This window comes from Paenibacillus sp. JT31N11, from assembly GCF_056269285.1.
This window is the reverse complement of the sequence record NZ_JBWDNQ010000014.1, coordinates 95,044-111,685: the sequence shown is the minus strand read 5'-3', so window position 1 is coordinate 111,685 and position 16,642 is coordinate 95,044. Positions and strand designations below refer to the sequence as shown.

15 protein-coding genes are annotated in these 16,642 nt (G+C 47.2%); all 15 read right to left on the bottom strand.

What is annotated here, in order from left to right; all coding sequences use genetic code 11:
• Positions 1–44: 44 nt before the first annotated feature.
• The 15 genes from AC0YNV_RS32095 to AC0YNV_RS32025 all read right to left on the bottom strand — a co-directional run bounded on the left by AC0YNV_RS32095 (position 45) and on the right by AC0YNV_RS32025 (position 16,642).
• Positions 45–4,772 carry a DUF7402 domain-containing protein gene (locus AC0YNV_RS32095; RefSeq protein ID WP_475771675.1) on the bottom strand — a complete coding sequence of 1,576 codons (4,728 nt, stop codon included), beginning with the start codon at positions 4,770–4,772 and terminating at the stop codon, positions 45–47.
• Positions 4,773–5,023: 251 nt separating this feature from the next.
• Positions 5,024–6,583, bottom strand: coding sequence for a response regulator transcription factor (locus tag AC0YNV_RS32090; RefSeq protein ID WP_475771674.1), 1,560 nt, complete (start codon positions 6,581–6,583; stop codon positions 5,024–5,026).
• Positions 6,584–7,098: 515 nt separating this feature from the next.
• A complete protein-coding gene (locus tag AC0YNV_RS32085) occupies positions 7,099–7,302 on the bottom strand; it encodes a hypothetical protein (protein WP_475771673.1) in 204 nt (67 codons plus the stop codon).
• Between the two features lie 178 nt (positions 7,303–7,480).
• The gene (locus AC0YNV_RS32080) at positions 7,481–8,218 is read right to left on the bottom strand and encodes a hypothetical protein (RefSeq protein WP_475771672.1); all 738 of its coding nucleotides are present in this window, start codon (positions 8,216–8,218) and stop codon (positions 7,481–7,483) included.
• A gap of 462 nt (positions 8,219–8,680) precedes the next feature.
• Positions 8,681–8,815, bottom strand: coding sequence for a hypothetical protein (locus AC0YNV_RS32075; RefSeq protein WP_475771671.1), 135 nt, complete (start codon positions 8,813–8,815; stop codon positions 8,681–8,683).
• A 103-nt stretch (positions 8,816–8,918) separates the two neighbouring features.
• Entirely contained in the window at positions 8,919–9,089 is a 171-nt protein-coding gene (locus AC0YNV_RS32070; protein WP_475771670.1) for a hypothetical protein, read from the bottom strand.
• A complete protein-coding gene (locus AC0YNV_RS32065) occupies positions 9,073–10,197 on the bottom strand; it encodes a hypothetical protein (protein WP_475771669.1) in 1,125 nt (374 codons plus the stop codon). The genes AC0YNV_RS32070 and AC0YNV_RS32065 overlap by 17 nt, the downstream gene beginning before the upstream one ends.
• A 243-nt stretch (positions 10,198–10,440) precedes the next feature.
• Positions 10,441–11,163 carry a hypothetical protein gene (locus AC0YNV_RS32060; protein ID WP_475771668.1) on the bottom strand — a complete coding sequence of 241 codons (723 nt, stop codon included), beginning with the start codon at positions 11,161–11,163 and terminating at the stop codon, positions 10,441–10,443.
• 64 nt (positions 11,164–11,227) lie between these two features.
• On the bottom strand, positions 11,228–11,908 hold the full coding sequence (gene radC, locus AC0YNV_RS32055) for a RadC family protein (RefSeq protein ID WP_475771667.1): 681 nt from the start codon (positions 11,906–11,908) through the stop codon (positions 11,228–11,230).
• A 435-nt stretch (positions 11,909–12,343) separates the two neighbouring features.
• Positions 12,344–12,703 (bottom strand): hypothetical protein, encoded by a 360-nt coding sequence (locus tag AC0YNV_RS32050; RefSeq protein ID WP_475771666.1) that lies wholly within the window; start codon positions 12,701–12,703, stop codon positions 12,344–12,346.
• A 284-nt stretch (positions 12,704–12,987) separates the two neighbouring features.
• Positions 12,988–13,185 carry a hypothetical protein gene (locus tag AC0YNV_RS32045; protein WP_475771665.1) on the bottom strand — a complete coding sequence of 66 codons (198 nt, stop codon included), beginning with the start codon at positions 13,183–13,185 and terminating at the stop codon, positions 12,988–12,990.
• Positions 13,186–13,297: 112 nt separating this feature from the next.
• On the bottom strand, positions 13,298–13,531 hold the full coding sequence (locus AC0YNV_RS32040; RefSeq protein ID WP_475771664.1) for a hypothetical protein: 234 nt from the start codon (positions 13,529–13,531) through the stop codon (positions 13,298–13,300).
• Positions 13,532–13,607: 76 nt separating this feature from the next.
• Positions 13,608–14,003, bottom strand: coding sequence for a DUF4258 domain-containing protein (locus AC0YNV_RS32035; protein ID WP_475771663.1), 396 nt, complete (start codon positions 14,001–14,003; stop codon positions 13,608–13,610).
• Positions 14,000–14,236: a hypothetical protein gene (locus tag AC0YNV_RS32030; protein ID WP_475771662.1), complete on the bottom strand. Its 237-nt coding sequence runs from the start codon at positions 14,234–14,236 to the stop codon at positions 14,000–14,002. Before AC0YNV_RS32030 ends, AC0YNV_RS32035 begins: the two co-directional genes overlap by 4 nt.
• A 486-nt stretch (positions 14,237–14,722) precedes the next feature.
• The gene (locus AC0YNV_RS32025) at positions 14,723–16,642 is read right to left on the bottom strand and encodes a glucosaminidase domain-containing protein (RefSeq protein ID WP_475771661.1); all 1,920 of its coding nucleotides are present in this window, start codon (positions 16,640–16,642) and stop codon (positions 14,723–14,725) included.

Sequence of the window (16,642 nt, the reverse complement as noted above, 5' to 3'; positions counted from 1 at the left end):
AATCTTAAATATTTTCGATTCATTTCATTATTTTACGGATTGGGTTAGTAGATACGTATTTCGGACAAGCCCACATTGCTTCCAGCCCCGTGAATGTCGAATTTCACCCAAGTAACCTTCTTGTCAGTGAATGGAATCACTTTCCCGTCCCCATTAGCGGGAATATCCGTCACTTCAAGCGTTGAGCCGTCGCTGAACGTCAGCGTACCGCTTCTGGCATCATCCGCCAAATTCATCCGGTCATGCAGAATGATCAGGCTGATCGTGCGTTCTTCCTTCCAGTCCAGTCGAATCCAAGGTTCCACTTCCCCTTGTGAAGCCCATTCGCCAGCCCCTTGAACTGCAATTATGCCATCGCTTACTTTGGCGGCGCTGTAATCGCTGCTGTATTCGGATGAGGCAGTCACCTCAGCCTTAACCGCAGCATTCTCCGCCTCAAATACTTGAATTTCAGACAAGCCCACATGACTTCCTTGACCTTCCGTCACCTCAAATTTAACCCAGGTCACCGCTCTGCTTGGGAAGGACAGCTCTTTTGCGGAACCATCCGCAGGTATATCCTGCACATCAACGCTGCTGCCGTCGCTGAAGGTTAATTTGCCGCTAATTGCATTGTCGGTTGTATTAACGCGGTCGAATAGGGTGATTTTATTAATCATCTTGCTTTCAACCCATTCCAAACTGAGCCAAGGATGTTGTTCTCCGCCAGATGACCACTCCCCGCTTCCATTCACACCGATTATACCGTCAGCTGCTTGGGATGGCGCACTGCCCTCATCGAACCAGGAAGAGGCTGACAGAATCGCTTCTCTGGCCAGGTTCGCCGGCTCAAATACTTTCATTTCCGACAAGCCTACATTGGAGCCTGCTCCCCCCGTCACTTCGAATTTCACCCAGGTAATCGTCTTCTCGTCAAAGACAATATCCTTAACCGCACCATCAGCAGCTATGCTGTCCACCTGGATAACGCTTCCGTCACTAAACCTCAGAATTCCGGTTAAAGCGTTATCGTCAAGATTGATCCGGTCATACAAGGAGACTTTATTTACCTTCTTCGCTTCCTCCCACTTCAGCTCTATCCATGGATTCGCTTCTCCCGCAGAAGCCCACTCCCCGCTGCCGTGCACATTCGAGATGCCGTCTACCGCTTTGGAACCGCCAAAATCCGCGTTATATGCCGAGGAGACGGTTACCTTGGCGATTGGCGCAATATTGCCTCCCTTTAGCATGAACTCCGGTGTCTCCACAGTGATGGGACTGCTGAAGTCGGACAAATTTCCGGCATCATCATAGGCCTTGATCGAATACGTGTACGATGTATGACCATCAGCATCTGTGTCCAAATAGCTTTGGTAACCACTGCTTATAGATTTGATTTCCTCGTTGTTCCGGTAGATCTTATAGCCTTTAACGGACACATCGTCTGAGGAAGAATTCCATGTTAATGAAACCCTGCTCGAATTCCGGGCATGACCTTCCAATCCAGTCGGCGCAGATGGTCCCCTCGTGTCACCGATTAGGCCGGCTGTTGGTCCCACCGCATTCGAGTACTTACCCTTACGTCCTGCCTTAACAGCGCGGACTTTATAATAATAATGATTCGTTAAGCCTGGGATGACTTGACGGTCTAGATAGTGATTGTCGTTAACCGATGCCAGATAATGACCGGCTCCCGGCTCAAAATCGCTTTGCGTCCCCCGGTATACTTCATAATAAGAAAGACCTGGATCTTGAGAGGGATTCCACGTCAACTGCGTTCCGTACTGATCGGTTACACCTTGAACGTTCTTAACGATCCCGGGCGCTTCACCGCCGGTAAGCCGCAAGGTTACCCAGCCATGTCCTTTGATCGTAAATGAAACGGTGCCCTTATTCAGCGTCAACGGGGAACGGTCGTTCTCGACCAGATCCGTCTCTATGACCGCGCCCGGATGAAGAAAGTTTAAGTCAACCGTAACCTTCGTGTCTTGACCTAACGTTTCGTTAAAGCGCAGTATCGTCCCTTCGCCGTTTGCTTCAGCCAATTTGGCAGTGGTTAACACCACATTGTCTTTATTAATGGTAATGAATTGCCCTTTAGCCGCGGCCAATCTTCCGCCAGCTTGTTTAGTGGAAATAATGTTTGCCTGCAGCGCGTTCGAAGCATTCATCCCGAATTGGTCCGCGCGTCCGTCCTTCCAATTCTCACCGGTATGCGAAGTGAGGGAGTATTTGAACGTTACCGGTCCGGGCTGCGTTTTCTGGAAATTCGTATGCCATTTATTATTAAATACAAAACTATAAATCCAAGGCTTCTCCGTATTGTAATCCTTGGCTCCCATCGCCGATCTTCTCTCTCCATACTGGACGATCGGATTCGACAACGGCGATAAAGTAATGCCGTAATTCTGCTTATCCGAAGCGTCGATCCAACGGTTCACCGTATAATAAGCCGTGCTGGAGCCATAAAATTGCTCATTATCCGGGTTTTCGATGTCGGAATTCAGAAACGGCTTCACATCTCCGCTTGGCATTTCATGCCTTAATTCAAAATTCGGCACATTTAACGGAAATACGAAAAATCCTTCCTCATCCTGTGTGCTGTACGAAGGGGCATCCGTTTTATCCACCTCATTCACGATATCGATTCTCGGAATGCCGTCATAGAGAATAACCTTTCTTTTCATGCTGTTTATGCCGGCTGTCACTCCGTTAGCAGTCATTTCTGCCATAACAGGTCCGGTTGTCCCCTTCATCTGCGATTGTTTCACTGTAAAGGTCGAATACACTTCAGGGCTCATCAGCTTTGTTGTGTGATAGACGAATTCATTCATCTGATAAGGCGCGGAGGCATCCACCATTTCTTTGCCGCCATTTTGCTTATCCACGATGCTTGCGATGGCGCCCGTTCCATCGAATGTCACTTTAAAATATTCGTTCTCCATAGAAGAATTGGAGACGTGAATGCTCGAAGCAAACTGCGGCTCCTCTGCTGCTGGTACCGCTTTGAACGTCCTATAGCCCAATCCCGGAACGCCCTTAGCCACAAAAGTAACCGTTCCATCATCCATTCTTTGATACGGCACAGGCTCATTATTCTCCACATTGGTCAGCGTGAAATGCTCAGGCAGCTTAGCCGCATCCACAGTTACAAGATCGGACCTCTCCCAAGACAACGAATTGTATACCGCGATAGTTCCTTCATCTGCAGGGATCAATGAACTGATTGAACGCAGAGAATCATCAATCAGCCGATCGGCCTGTCTGCCCGCGGCAAGCGCCGTGTTCCGCTTCCATATCCACTGTTCATCCGCTTGCGGAATCTCATTGCCCCACGAATGCTCATCGAAAAGAATCATATTGTTATAGGCGGATGATAGTTGCTCATAGGGATATTTCTTCCCCTTACCCGCGCTGCTGGCCACCGTAGCGAACCATTCGGCCGTCGGAACCTTCTCATGGTTCTCCTTGTTCTTTCCTGTTTCATAGGAGGCGGAAGATACACCGTAATTCCACCAGTCCTCGATATTGCCTTTGTAGGTTGGAATCTCCTTCTCGTAGTGTTTCTCGATATATTCGAAATAATCATTTACCGTGGAGCTGATAACCTCCGGATAAATATAATCCCGCCCGCTGGCATCCTTTCTTGCATTAAGTTCTTGTATATTCTTCTGAACAGCCGCTGTAACAGGTTTATTGTCATAGGGTGTGGTGAAGTCCGTAATAATCGCATCATAAGGATAGTCGTCCTTATGGTAGTTCATCACCTTATCCGTTACATTCGCGGCCGTTGCAAGACTGTCGGCATTTCTGAAATCAAACTCATCCGTGCTGTAATGTCCGTAGTTATATGCGAGCACTTTATGCTGGGGATCCTGACCTTGATAATAGAACAGCTTCGGATAATCAAACAGCGGATCCGGATTCTGCCTCATCATTAAGTATTTGATCCCCGATTCAACCATTGTATCGACAGCAGCCCATGAAAAAGAGGGATCATCGGACATATACAGCAGTTTATTGGAGGGAACACCCAGCTTATCATTCAAGAAACGTTCCGAATAATAAGCCATCCGCACCAGCTCTTCTGTGCCGAGACCCGGATACACTTCGTTAAGGTAGCTGCTCGGATACGTCAAGCTACCTTTTCTTAAATGCTGCTTCAATTGTTCCATCCAATCGGCATTTCTTGATTTCCAAGCTGAATCGTTCAGCATGTACGACGCCTCGACAGGATAACGGAATTGATCCTTCTTATCAAGCCCTTCCGTCTCCTTCACCTTCTGCATTGCCTCATCCAAATACCCCGGGAAAATATCCCCGCTGAGCTGTTCCTGCGTATTGGTATAGCCGATATCCGTATGGAGGTCATGAGCGACGAAAATTTTCCAATGGCGGATCTTCTCCTGCTCCTTCGTTATTGTGCCAAGCGGTTTTCCCTTTCCTTGGGCATTATCGTAAACGGTAAAGGTCACCTTATCCCCGTCCTTATGCAGCTCCGCGACATCTACAACGATCTGATTGGTTCCTGCGGCCAGCTTTCCCAACGCCTGCATGTACGGCTTTTCGCCGGGGATCATGATTTTAACCCACGCAGAGATTTCATCTCCGGTGTTACTGATCGTCAACTGTGTTTCCGATTTCAGCATGCCCTGATCCTTAATCATCCACGGGGTTTGTTTAATGGCTGTTATTTCAAGTGAATCCTTGTCCTTTCCATAAGCAGTACCTCCTGTCCAGCATTGAGCCGATAGTAATGTAAGCGCCAACAATAATGATAATTTTTTTCTCATAAATCCTCCCTTATTCCTTAAGTTGTCATCCACACTCCAATGGTAATCTCACACAGTTGAAGAAGAAACATCTTATTTTTTCGATCCGTTTTATTATTTTTAGATACCTTTCGTAAACTGCATCCGATGAAACTAATGACCGCTTTGATAATGAGGCGGATGAAATGAAAAAGCTGATACCGGTTAAGTCCGGTACCAGCTTCAGCTAGACGGTCGATCTATTGGGGCTTGACTGTTGCAGGCTGCCGGCCCTATATTTCTCTGCTCTCTCTATATTTTGCGGGTGTTGTCCCCAAGTAGTTTTTAAAGGTTATACAAAAGTAGGAAGAGTTGCTGTACCCGACAGCCTGTGCGATAGCCATGATTTTCATGTTCGTTTGTTTAAGCAGCTGCTTTGCTTTCTCCAATCTGTATAACGTCAGCTGCTTGATTAAGCTCCGCCCCGTTTGTTTCTTAATCAGATAACTCAGATAACTTGGTGTTAAATACACTTTCTCCGCAATATATTCCAAACTGATATCATGCATATACTCAGACTCAATAATCTCCGTGATGGAGCGGATGACCCGGTGGGTGTCCCCTGAGCGTTCTCTGTCGTCCTGCTTGTCTTTGAATTTCCCTACTACCGTATCGATTAAATCCTTTAAATCTTGTAAATCACCGCAGTTGAACACAGGTTCAATCATGGGACTGAATTGTTCTGGTGAATCCGAATTTGCAAACATTTTCTTCACAATTTCAGAGCAGATATATTTGCAATAAAGGACGGACAGACTTTGGTTGTTTTCCAGATGGCTCCACAGCATAGGAAGCACCCGTTCTGTTCCGTAATAATCGCCCATTTCAATTTGCTTGTACAGCATATCAAGAATAGGCTGCACCTGATTTCCTTTGTGAGCAAGCCCAGAAGCCTGATTCATGGTAGATAACACGGCATTGGTATCTACAAAAAATTTATAATCCAGCATTTGTTCCATCTGGTTATATGCAGCAGCTATATGCTTAACATCCTCGATAAGCCCACTGTGAACAATGACAACTTGCTCCTGGAAACGCTCCCATAACTGCTCCAATAGTGTCTGAGCAATCTCCTCTGGCTGCGGAACAGCCGCCGATGAATCATAGCGTAATAGGATCCCACTCTGAAATTCATTTAGATTCATACAATCAAATTCACCGATGCCAATTTGCTCAAGCGTATCCACAAACCTATCGTATGAGGCATCAAAAAACTTGCGTTTATAATCCACCAAAAAGAGCAAAAAGGACTTGTTATTGTAGCTCTCGTCCATCATTACTTGTTTACCGTTGTCCGTATGCTGCTCCCACAATGAACCGCTAAGAAGATCAAGAAGCATCTTTTCCTTCACATGCGCTACCCCGATTTTGTACCCTTCCAGCATCTTCTCCAGCTGTTCCTGCTCTGCTTCTCTGCTTGTAAGCAGATCGATGATATCAGACATCGTACTGCTGAAGTGGTCAATAACAATCGGCTTCAACAAATAATTCACCGCTCTTAGCTCTATGGCTTTGCGAGCATAATCAAATTCGCCATAAGCGCTATAAATGACAATTTCTAAGGCCGGATTGGCTATCTTTGCTTGTTCAGCCAGTTCCAGACCGCCCATGAATGGCATTTTAATATCTGTAAACAAAATATCGATCGGTCTGCGCTTGATAATATCCAGCGCGTGTTCACCATTGTCGGCCTCTATGATCGTTAAAGCATATTGAAATCTTCTTATAAGAGATTTTATTCCATTTCGTTCAATCGGTTCGTCATCGACAATTAATATGGAATGCACGCCCATACCCCCATTTCCCGCTATAATCCTGCTGAGAGCGTAATTCTCATTATAATTGGATCTTGTCCGGGCGTATATATAGAATTAAGACTTGTTTTTGCAGGAATAGGACATTCTATGAGCTTGTCCGGCGGCCGGAGAGCTTCAAACGCCCATGCCCGCTGAGGCTGGCGGGCCCTTCCTTTCCCCTCGTGACGTTCGCCTGCACCCTGCGTGAATGAATAAAAACTCCCGCCGGCTTCGAGAATCGAATCCGGCTTGTTACAGACATTCGCACTATGGTTGCTGATCCGTTTATACGCATGAAAATGCAGCCTAAAGCCATTGAAAAGTCCTAAGTCTCTTTGATAAGTTTGAGACAGCTCTGTTGTTCGGGTAATAAAATGCGGGTATTGATTACTTGCTGGCACGCCCTGCATAAACCTGATTCTGAGCTTCGGACAAAATCGGCATTCGCGGCGACCTACTTTCTGCATCGCGCACCGTTCTCAGAACGTGGTGGGGCGATGCGTATCGGCAGCCTAATGCCGCGGCCTCTCTTTAAAAATGATTCCGCTGAACACTGGTTTAACTTTCTCGATCTTTTGGACTTGGGTCAACTGAATGAATTGAACGCATGTCACGCCTCTGATTTTAAGAAATCCATTCTTCAAATCAAACCCCTCTACACAGCCAGTAAATACACTTCCGTCTTCTTCGGTAACCTTGATGATTCCTTCCAACATTATCTACCCCTCCTTGCATAATTAAGGGGATTCGACCAGCAAGCTCTGGATTCCTGCTCGTCCGCTGCGGTCAGCTTTCGATAAATGTTACGATCCACCCTTCCTGCCATTTTGAGACTCTCCCGTCAACCATTCCCAGTCGTGGCCAGCTTATTGTTAAACCGACAGGGCGTAGCCGTTAGCCAGCCTGACCAAAGAAGTAGAAGAAACCGACCAACGCAGCAGAAAGGGCGCTCCAACATAACAAGGCAGTAGCAGAAGGTTTCGGACCGTCTCGCAGCACCTTCACGCCAAAAGGCAATAACGCAATGCACAACCCGATTGTTGCGACGACGGAGAATGTGGTACTACCCTTCAGCACGCCAAGCGGAAGTGAAGACATTAGGGCTAAGCCGACGCATTGGTAAACGGTTAATGTGCGGGATAGGTAGGAACCAATCGCAAGGGCGATCCACCCCAACATAATGGCCAAATTAAACGTCTTAAAAATATGGAACGCGCTGTAAGAATTCGCGATGACACGGGTCGCGGCATCGGCATTTTGCTGGCGAACGAGTTGGAAAGCGAGATGGTCGACTCCGGCGTGGAAAGTGCGAGTGAATAAACCAAAAACCGAGAACGTCGCTCCCCAGAACGCCCAATGCGGTCTGCGGCCGCCGATTCTTTTAGCCAGTAGAATGACCGCCGGGCACATCAACACATTGCCGGCAGCGAACGCGCTGTATGAGGCTGTTAATAATGTTGGATAATCCCGAAACGCAGTCAATTGATCCGGGAAGAAAAAATGGAAACGATAACGTAGAGCGACTCCGGCTAGCATAAGCAGCGGACCCAAAATAAGCGCCACTCCTCCAAGCCATCTCCCCGGAAAATCATAGGTTTTTTCAAAGCTTTGCTTTAGGGTTGTGTCAGACAATCTGATCTTCTCCTCTTCCTGTTTGGGTTATGCCATAAGTATAGGAAACCAATGGCCGTGATGATACCCGTTACGGCTTACATTATGCCGCCGAAACCTTACGATTTTGTCACTTTAGTACCTACTCATCAAGCCAGCGCAAAAAAAGCCATTATTAAATGTGTCACGCGTTATTAACCGAAAAAATGCAAATCATTCCTTTGTTTGTGGCACAAAAAAGGACGAACAAAAAAGCAGACGGATCTCGTCTACTTATTGCTCGCCAAGTGCGAGTCAGAATGTATAAGAATAGCTGCTCCTTCCCTACCGAAAAAGCGAAGGCCAGGAACATAAAGGTTGATCGAAAAACCCTTTTTCAATACGATGGAACGATTTTATGCCAATCCTCTGAATGGCCGGAAGCTACCGGACATTCCCTGAAACCGTCAATTGGGCATCCACTCTTACGCCCAATAGGTGGAATTATTTATCTTTGCGTCTGAGCTTTTCGAGCATGGCATTTCTTTTTGCCCGGCGCTCTTCTATGATCTCTTCATGGGTCCTATCCTTTAGTGGTACAGGTCTCGGGCAAAACGGGACAATTTTCTTGTTGTTCATCCTATTCATCCTTTATGAGAGAATAATAGAAGTGTTGCCCACAAAAAGCCCATATAAACAAAAAAAGCCTCTTGGTTTTCACCAAGAGGACTTTCGGGTCGAATTATCGGGTTAATTGAGAAAGGCGTTCGATGTTCTGCTCCGTAATGGAAGTCCGTTGACCGATCTGCTTCAACATCTGCTCACGTAACTTCCGACGTTTTTGAATGATGTTTTGTTGTGACACATCCTCAACTACCCGAACCGCAGCAGCAATATTATTTGGCCTCGGCATTCAAGTCAACCTCCTTCTGAAATATCATGCGTTTTTGAATTGTTAAGCAAAACGCATGGATAACTCTACGAATCTGTCTCGACTCTATAATACCATTTCCTAGAATCAGAGACAAGGATCGCTCGTCGTCATTATCGAAGTGAAAACACCATACCCATGTTTCCCCCTCAAGCATAGTCATTCGAAATGCAACCTGGTGCCTGCCTGGGTAGGGGTTTTGTGAATGGGCTTGCTCCTGCTCGTCTTTCGCCGCAACGACGGCCGCATAATGGGCATCAGCATCCAAATCGAGGGTACGGTGTTTACCAGTGGTACCCTTGTCCAAAATCGGTTCAAGCGTATTCCCTACTTTACGGTATAGAGAGAAGCCAGAGACGAAATCCATGTCGGTAAGTTCGAGTCTGTCATTCACATACCGGTAAAGGTTTTCGTTTACCTTCTTGATGATCCCGATAAGATATGAAATTTCATTCTCTGATTTGACCAAATCATCCTCCAGAAGCTCAATGACATCCTCCTGCTCGCTGATGGTGCTCTTAAGATCAGAAATGGTATTCTGCATAAATTCATGCGTGCTTTGCGAGTAGGCAGCGATGTAGGCTACTCCGGAAGGATCGTGGTCATTCTGGCTGAATACAGCATTTACAATGTCGTACAAACCTTTGAATGTGAAGTCATTCTTATTGACAAACTGCGCCCATACTTTTTCATATTCGACTGGACGTTTTGCCTTAAATGCCTCCACATGAAATTCAGGTTGACCGATGGTTGCCATCTTGTTTTCATAGGATCGGACATATAGATAGTAAACAACGAAAGATAAGAATACAGCCCCGGCTCCACTCATCCAAAGCGGCCACGGGCCATACTTGCCCACAGCAACTCCAGCAATGGCAGGGCCGATAATGGGAAGCGTAGACCACTGGATCGCCTTCGCAATCTTAAGATATTTGAAATAGCCACCGAGCGTTTTTACAGGCCCCAGCCAGGCCTTTTTTACCCAAGGCTGTCCAACTTGAGACCGCATCTTGGTAATAAACGGGTCTATCTCACTATGAATTTCGCTGAGATAACTATGGTAATTGGATTTGATCTCTTTGACTACCACTGTTCTATCACCCCAATTTAATATACAACAAATAGCCGGTAAAAGCCCGGATTGCTCATATTTTTTGGAGGAACAAATAAGGCTCAAATTCCATGCCCTCCGCTGCACCTGAGGGGTTTAATGGTACCGTATTGCTCATTTTGATGCTCATGCAACAAGGCGGAAAACCCCGCCAATGACGCAGCGGAGCTTCCCTCCCTTTCGTTCTTATGAATTACCTGCTTTGTGATCTTTGCCTCAGAATTACCTTCTATGAATAACCAGGTACGGGATCGGTCCAGCAAACTCGCCAAACCGCGGCGCCTGTATAGTCGTTCGAGCAGCCTTGCTCGATTCGATGCAGACGATTACGTCTTGACCACCGGACGCGGAGTACAAGTCCCCCCATTTATGACTTAACGAATACTGCTGAAGCCAATGCTGACGAAGCGCCTGCGCCTCCCAGAAGCCTACCTGACGCGATTTCTCGCACGTGTGCTTCAAATAGTACCAACCGCCCGCTTGCCTGCCACCAAAGCCTCGTGTTACCGTGTAGACGTTCACCCACTGGGCAATGCCAAACAGGTTATGCGCGAGAATCCAAAACCAGTAAAGGCCACGCAAGACCTGCCAGAAGAACATCATCGGCGATACGCGCGGCACGACTGGCAAAGACTTCGCCGGTGCAGGTTTTGCATTCACAATATCCGGCTCCGCATGGGTCTCCATTTCCTCGATAAAAGCGAACAAATCAATTTGTTCAACGTTGACGCTTTCCGGCTTGGGCTCCTGCCGCTTTAAAGGCTTACGGAAGGGTGCGGTCCACTGAGCAGAAGTGCAACTACATATGAACATCCACTTACACCAGAGAGCAGACATCCGCTGTTTGAGGCTCAAGGAAGCGGGATCCACTTCCCATACATCGACGAAATCCTCAACTTCATCAATCAACCGCTGTGAAATTGTTCGCAAAATCGTTTGTTTCATCCGAAAATTCCTCCCCGTTCTGGTCTTCATCAATCATCGTAAGCACCGCGTATGTTCATTCCAATTACCCCGTAAGATGTCCGTGTTCACGAAGACTGTAGTGCACCTTATCCCCGATAATGACATGATCGGCTAGATCAATCCCAACTAGGATCCCGGAATCATAAAGCCGTTTCGTCATTTTGATATCTTCTGGCGAAGGTGTGGGTATCCCGCTTGGGTGATTATGCACCGCGATAAACTGAGATGAACCATGCCGAATGGCAGCGCGGAAAACCTCTCTGGGGTGAACTAAAGCTCCATCAAGAGTTCCGATAGAAATTGTCTCTTTTGCGATCACGTGGTTCCTCGTGTCCAGGAACAAGCAGGCAAAGTGCTCCTTCTCCAAAAAACGCATGTCCATCATGAGGTCAGCAACGTCGCGTGGGGTACGAATGATCACCTGGTCTTCTTTTCGAGCAAGAGTCTGTCTACGCCCAAGCTCAAGAAGTGCTGTCAAAAAAAAGCTTTGACGCTCATCTAATCCGTAGCGCATAGACAGTTCAAACTCGGAGAGGACAGACAGTTCTCGCAAGCCGTGCTGAAGCAATTCATCGGCTAGTAAAGATAAGGATCGTTCGTTGTTAATCGGCTCCATAATCAGAACGATGAGGTCGCGAGTCGATAGTGACTTCACCTGACCGTTTAGATAGTAGTTATTTAGAATCTCTCGAACGGCAAATGCGTTGAGTTCCTTCATGGACATATACCAATTCCTCCTTGATTGGGGTAGAAATGAAAAAGGGCGCAAATGCGCCCTCATCAGCCTTATCGCGACAACAACTTACCAACGACGGTGTATTTCTTCAGCGTCTGGCGTCTCTGTAGCTGAAAGGCTACCTTCATCAGGTGGATTTTGCTCATGTATTGTTCTTGCATACGAATGTCGCCCCATACCATACTGCGGGGTCTCACCCCCGCGCCGAAAATGGCAGAGGGGCTTCCTCCTCACATTATGGTTTTGTATAAACCTTCGAATTACCCCAACGCTCTTACTGATGTTGCTTCAGTCTCCGAGTCCGGAAACCAAGGATGCTGTAGGCGGTCACCCTTTTGACTGGCCAAGCGGCGGGTTACGATCTACGTTTGCAGGAACCGAGCACGACGCAGACCATCATGTATACGGTCACGTACATCGCGATCATGGCAACGGACTTCTTATGTTCCTCCCAATTGCCCCCATATCGAAGGCGATTTGATCGTCCGGCCGCGCGTAACCAAGCAAGTTATGCTTCAACTCATCGAGCCAGAAGGAGAATCCATCTTCTCTTTCGACCAAATATTCGGCGATGATTCCTTGTAGCCGTGAAACGACCGGAATTTGAGTTGATCGATAAGAATCCAGCCAATTAACCGTCATCTCTGCGTATTGGCTCAAGGTAAAAAACCAATCCGAGAAAACACGGTCGTTCATTTGTTTAGTCGTCACGGGAACAACAACACCGAGCTTCTCAGGAGCAGCATGTTTGAGGAAGAGATCGAGCAAATTCTTCTCGTACATGTCCGCATCCTTCTCCGCTACCTGCCTTCCGCGGCCGGCCACAATCACTTTGAGCGGATACGACTTCACGACATTGAACTGCAAAGCCACCGCAAACCGGGCTTTTGCTGAGCTGGATCGAAACCTTTTTAATGATCTGTATTACCTCCTCTTAGTGCATAAAAAAAGAAGATGCAGGTAGCATCTTCTAATGGTCATCCCTGGAATGATTGAATCCGTTCATTGGCCGAATATCAGAAATCGGTCAAGCATGATCCATGCGCCAGATGCGGATTCCGCTCCAATTAAGAGCTGAATTTGTTCTTTACCTCATGGAAGGCGACGATGATATCCCCGAGAATGTTCAGTTCGTCCAAAAATTGAATGTACTGAACGATGAGTTGTTCATCTTCGGTAGAAATCTCTGTTTCCCCATTTAGCAAATCCACGTTCGAAATTTCAAGCGTTCCACCTTTGTAATCACGCATGATTGTGGTAGACATGTCGCTCTCCCCCTACTTGGCTTCAACTGAAAGGAGAGAATATATCTGCGGCCGCAAAGCTGCAAATTATTCTCTCCCCGCAAACCTATACGAATTGCCTCCCACTGCATGCCTAAGACTGGATATGCGGACGGATAAAATCCATGGGCCCAAACCGCTCTTTCAGCTTTCCCAACGATACGGTAACTGCACCTATGATGCCATTCTTCTCAAGTAGACCCTTGTAACCGTCTACGATGACGCCATCGCCCAGAGCGATAAACGTTTCGCATTCGCATTTGCGAGACGGTACGTCGACAACATTCAGAATCCCTCCATCGAAGGAGACTTTTTCTGTCGTCATCATATGCTGATACTCCCCTTTACACCGGTCGCAATGCGTCATGAAATCACGCTCCTCATGACTTTATTGTACCATCGTTTTAATGATCTCCCAAATTTTTTCCCAATTTCGCGATTAACTCCTGGTGCCGGAAAATCGTTGGCATGCAGGTAATCACGTGAAAATTTCTCGTGCTGGCGAGTCCTACGACTACAATGAACCATTCGCCTTTCAGACTCCTGCCCAGAATGCACCGCGAAGGGGTTACGAGACCAGAAGAACGCGAACTGCGCATTCTATTAGTCTCGCTAGAGTACCCTTCAACGATTGTTCCAGTCAGAATAGCGCATGCGATATCCGTACGGTCATAGCCGCGCATTTCAAGACGATCGTCCGTGTAGTGCTTCGAGATGTCAGTTAAGTAACCTTCTTCACCCGTGATACCTTTGCGAATACATTCCAGTTCGTAAGGCCAGTTGTCCTGACGATAGCTCATCCTCCAATTTCCCCCCTTTGCGAGCAGTGAATCGAACGCAAAAAAGCCCTGGGAATAAAAAGTGCATGGCCAAAAAAAGCCTGCTCTTTTAATCCCAGGGCGTATCCCAATTGTTGTCGAGATGACAACGCTCCGTCTTCGCTGAAAATAGGATCGGCGAAGAAATAGTAATGGTTAATCGTAATACTCCGATTATACTCTAAAATATCAAACTGGGCAATCATGCCGTTCACGCTTCGGCTGCTACCGAAAAGGAAAAAAGCCGGCGCCCATTTAGGGCAGCCGGAAGAATAAAGTCGCTCTAGGCGATTCTCTGGAAAAAGCCGTGGAACGAGGCGAATACCGGTTTCTTGCTGGCCATATCCTTTTGCAGCGTAACACCGAGGTCAATAATGTCATTCTCCTTCCCATGGAGTGACCGGGTATGCATTATCCGAAGTAGAAGCTGATGAACTGGCTCGTTCACGTCGCACAGCGGGTGAACCTCAGCCCCGATTTCGTCCAATCGGGTTGACTTGAAAAAAGACGTCTTCATGGCGATAGACGAATTGGTTTTCGATAGAGATTTGCTCAGGGAACAAGAGATTCCTGAACAGCGTCGCATCATCCATTTGATAATTGGCCATTCAAACCAGGCTCGAACGCCGCTGAATGTATTTTCGAATTCATCATCAGATAGGATTCTACGTATAGGTCTTCCATCATTTGAGTGTTCATATTTAGTATTGCCCCTTAACAAATTCGACATGGGATACGTGTAGATCATCAGAGGAACTCGATTCAAGCGTAACCGATATGGCGTCCGGAAGGTCTTTTACGTAAATGTTAGGTGCCTGAAGTTCTCCTGAATAAAATGGTACCACGTTTTTGTAATTCACCAAATTTATGACGGGTTTTCCGGTGTACGGATCCAATAGATTCGTATATGTGACCTGCTCTTCTGTCTCTTCCTCTGTTGTAGAATCGTCTGTGCCGTTTGATGTTGACGATTCAGAGGTATAACCCGGACTTGTGCCGGTTGTGGTAGTCTTCGGCTTTTTCACTTGCGTACGATGAACTTGTCGCCCGTAGGTCCCGTAGAGTTGCTCGATACCAAAGGTGATGGTAATCGACTCTGACATGTTCTCTTTCGAGGGCTTTTCAGGCGCAGGCGTTGACGGCGTTGACGGTGTAGATGGCGGAAGCGGGATGAATCCGTCGTACGGCACGTCCTTCCATGGCTCACCGGTAGCCGGATCGATTCCGCGGTCTTGGTCCAAGCTCATCAGGTTATCGATCATCATGAGACTCTTGAGTTTGTTTGCGTACTGCCAGTCGGTCGCGTACGTCGCGCGCTGCAGCTCGTTCGCCCATTCGAAAGGATTCTTCTTGGAGCGGGTGACCGTGTAACGCTGATTTTCGATTAAGAATTGGGCATGGTCATCAAATGAGGCCGTATAGCTTGGATAAGCCCGGAAGCCGGCGTTGATGTGATAGGTTCCGTTTACATCCTGTTCACTTGTCCCTGCATAGCAGACTGGCCCCTTCCATGACGAGTTTGCCTTGATGCCGAATACGTTATTACAGATGTCGACATTCCCCCAGCTCGACTCGAGCGCCATTTGTGCGAGTGTAACGCTTGCTTTTATGCCTGTTCTTTTCTCTGTATCCATTGCATAAGGGGCCCACTTGATGAAGAAAGGGTTATGCAGGGTACCAACGGTCGTTGGCACCATAATGACAGGGCCAGTGCCAACGCCTCCCCCCCCTCCCGCTCCGGTATCTGATCCAAGGATAACTCCCGTGTTCATATCGTGCGTGTACACGGTCCCTGTCTCACTGAATACCGGCGCCATGGTCTCGATATACACGTTGCTGAGATAGAGCATGGGATTAGTCTTAAAATCGTATCCATTCATTTCAGAGAAATTCACCTCACTAAAGGCATTGAAGGCAGCATCATTTGCAATATCGGTAATCTTACTCATAAAGAGCATGTAGGCCGTAGGATCGGTAGGCTCCACTCCGTCAGGCAGGAGCTCGAAGTGAAGGTGTGGGCCGGTAGAGCGTCCAGAATTACCTGATAATCCGATAATTTGACCCTTCCTCACAGTTTGACCTGGACCAACAAGGGCGTTGCTCAAATGAAGGTATCGTATCGTACCCGGCATATCTTCACTTTTGCTTTCAATGGTTAGGTTGATACCAGCTGCTTTCGTCGCATCCGAATCGGTTGTCTTCGGATAGGTTACGGATTTTACAATCCCATCCTGAGAGGCTGATACCGGCGTCCCAACGGGCACACCGATATCAATCCCAGTATGAAAGCTTTTTTCACCTGTTACAGGGTGGATCCGTTCACCAAAGCCGTCGGTGATGATGCTCTCCAAATCGTGCTTGTAAATTTGCGGTGGCAAGAACCTTTCCGTAAGAATTGTACGAGCAGCAACAGACTGACCGGAGGAAATTGCTGCGGCAATGATGTAAAAAAACAAAAATACAGCGAAGATAATGGCATAAACCCACCAAAAGCCAGCAAAGTGGTTCGCAATTTGAGAGCGAACCTTGTTTTTTAATTGCCTCATGGCTTCTTTCTTGAGATTTTCCATTGAGCCTCGAGCATTCTTGAAGTCCAATATCGGTGGTTTAAACGAAGCCAT

Coding starts and splice junctions, on each gene's coding strand:
- AC0YNV_RS32095 (WP_475771675.1), bottom strand. CDS start 4,772: ATGAGAAAAAAATTATCATTATTGTTGGCGCTTACATTACTATCGGCT.
- AC0YNV_RS32060 (WP_475771668.1), bottom strand. CDS start 11,163: ATGAAACAAACGATTTTGCGAACAATTTCACAGCGGTTGATTGATGAA.
- AC0YNV_RS32070 (WP_475771670.1), bottom strand. CDS start 9,089: ATGCCGAGGCCAAATAATATTGCTGCTGCGGTTCGGGTAGTTGAGGAT.
- AC0YNV_RS32045 (WP_475771665.1), bottom strand. CDS start 13,185: ATGTCTACCACAATCATGCGTGATTACAAAGGTGGAACGCTTGAAATT.
- AC0YNV_RS32025 (WP_475771661.1), bottom strand. CDS start 16,642: ATGGCTTCGTTTAAACCACCGATATTGGACTTCAAGAATGCTCGAGGC.
- AC0YNV_RS32040 (WP_475771664.1), bottom strand. CDS start 13,531: ATGATGACGACAGAAAAAGTCTCCTTCGATGGAGGGATTCTGAATGTT.
- AC0YNV_RS32090 (WP_475771674.1), bottom strand. CDS start 6,583: ATGGGCGTGCATTCCATATTAATTGTCGATGACGAACCGATTGAACGA.
- AC0YNV_RS32050 (WP_475771666.1), bottom strand. CDS start 12,703: ATGTACGAGAAGAATTTGCTCGATCTCTTCCTCAAACATGCTGCTCCT.
- AC0YNV_RS32075 (WP_475771671.1), bottom strand. CDS start 8,815: ATGAACAACAAGAAAATTGTCCCGTTTTGCCCGAGACCTGTACCACTA.
- radC (WP_475771667.1), bottom strand. CDS start 11,908: ATGTCCATGAAGGAACTCAACGCATTTGCCGTTCGAGAGATTCTAAAT.
- AC0YNV_RS32085 (WP_475771673.1), bottom strand. CDS start 7,302: ATGTTGGAAGGAATCATCAAGGTTACCGAAGAAGACGGAAGTGTATTT.
- AC0YNV_RS32035 (WP_475771663.1), bottom strand. CDS start 14,003: ATGAGCTATCGTCAGGACAACTGGCCTTACGAACTGGAATGTATTCGC.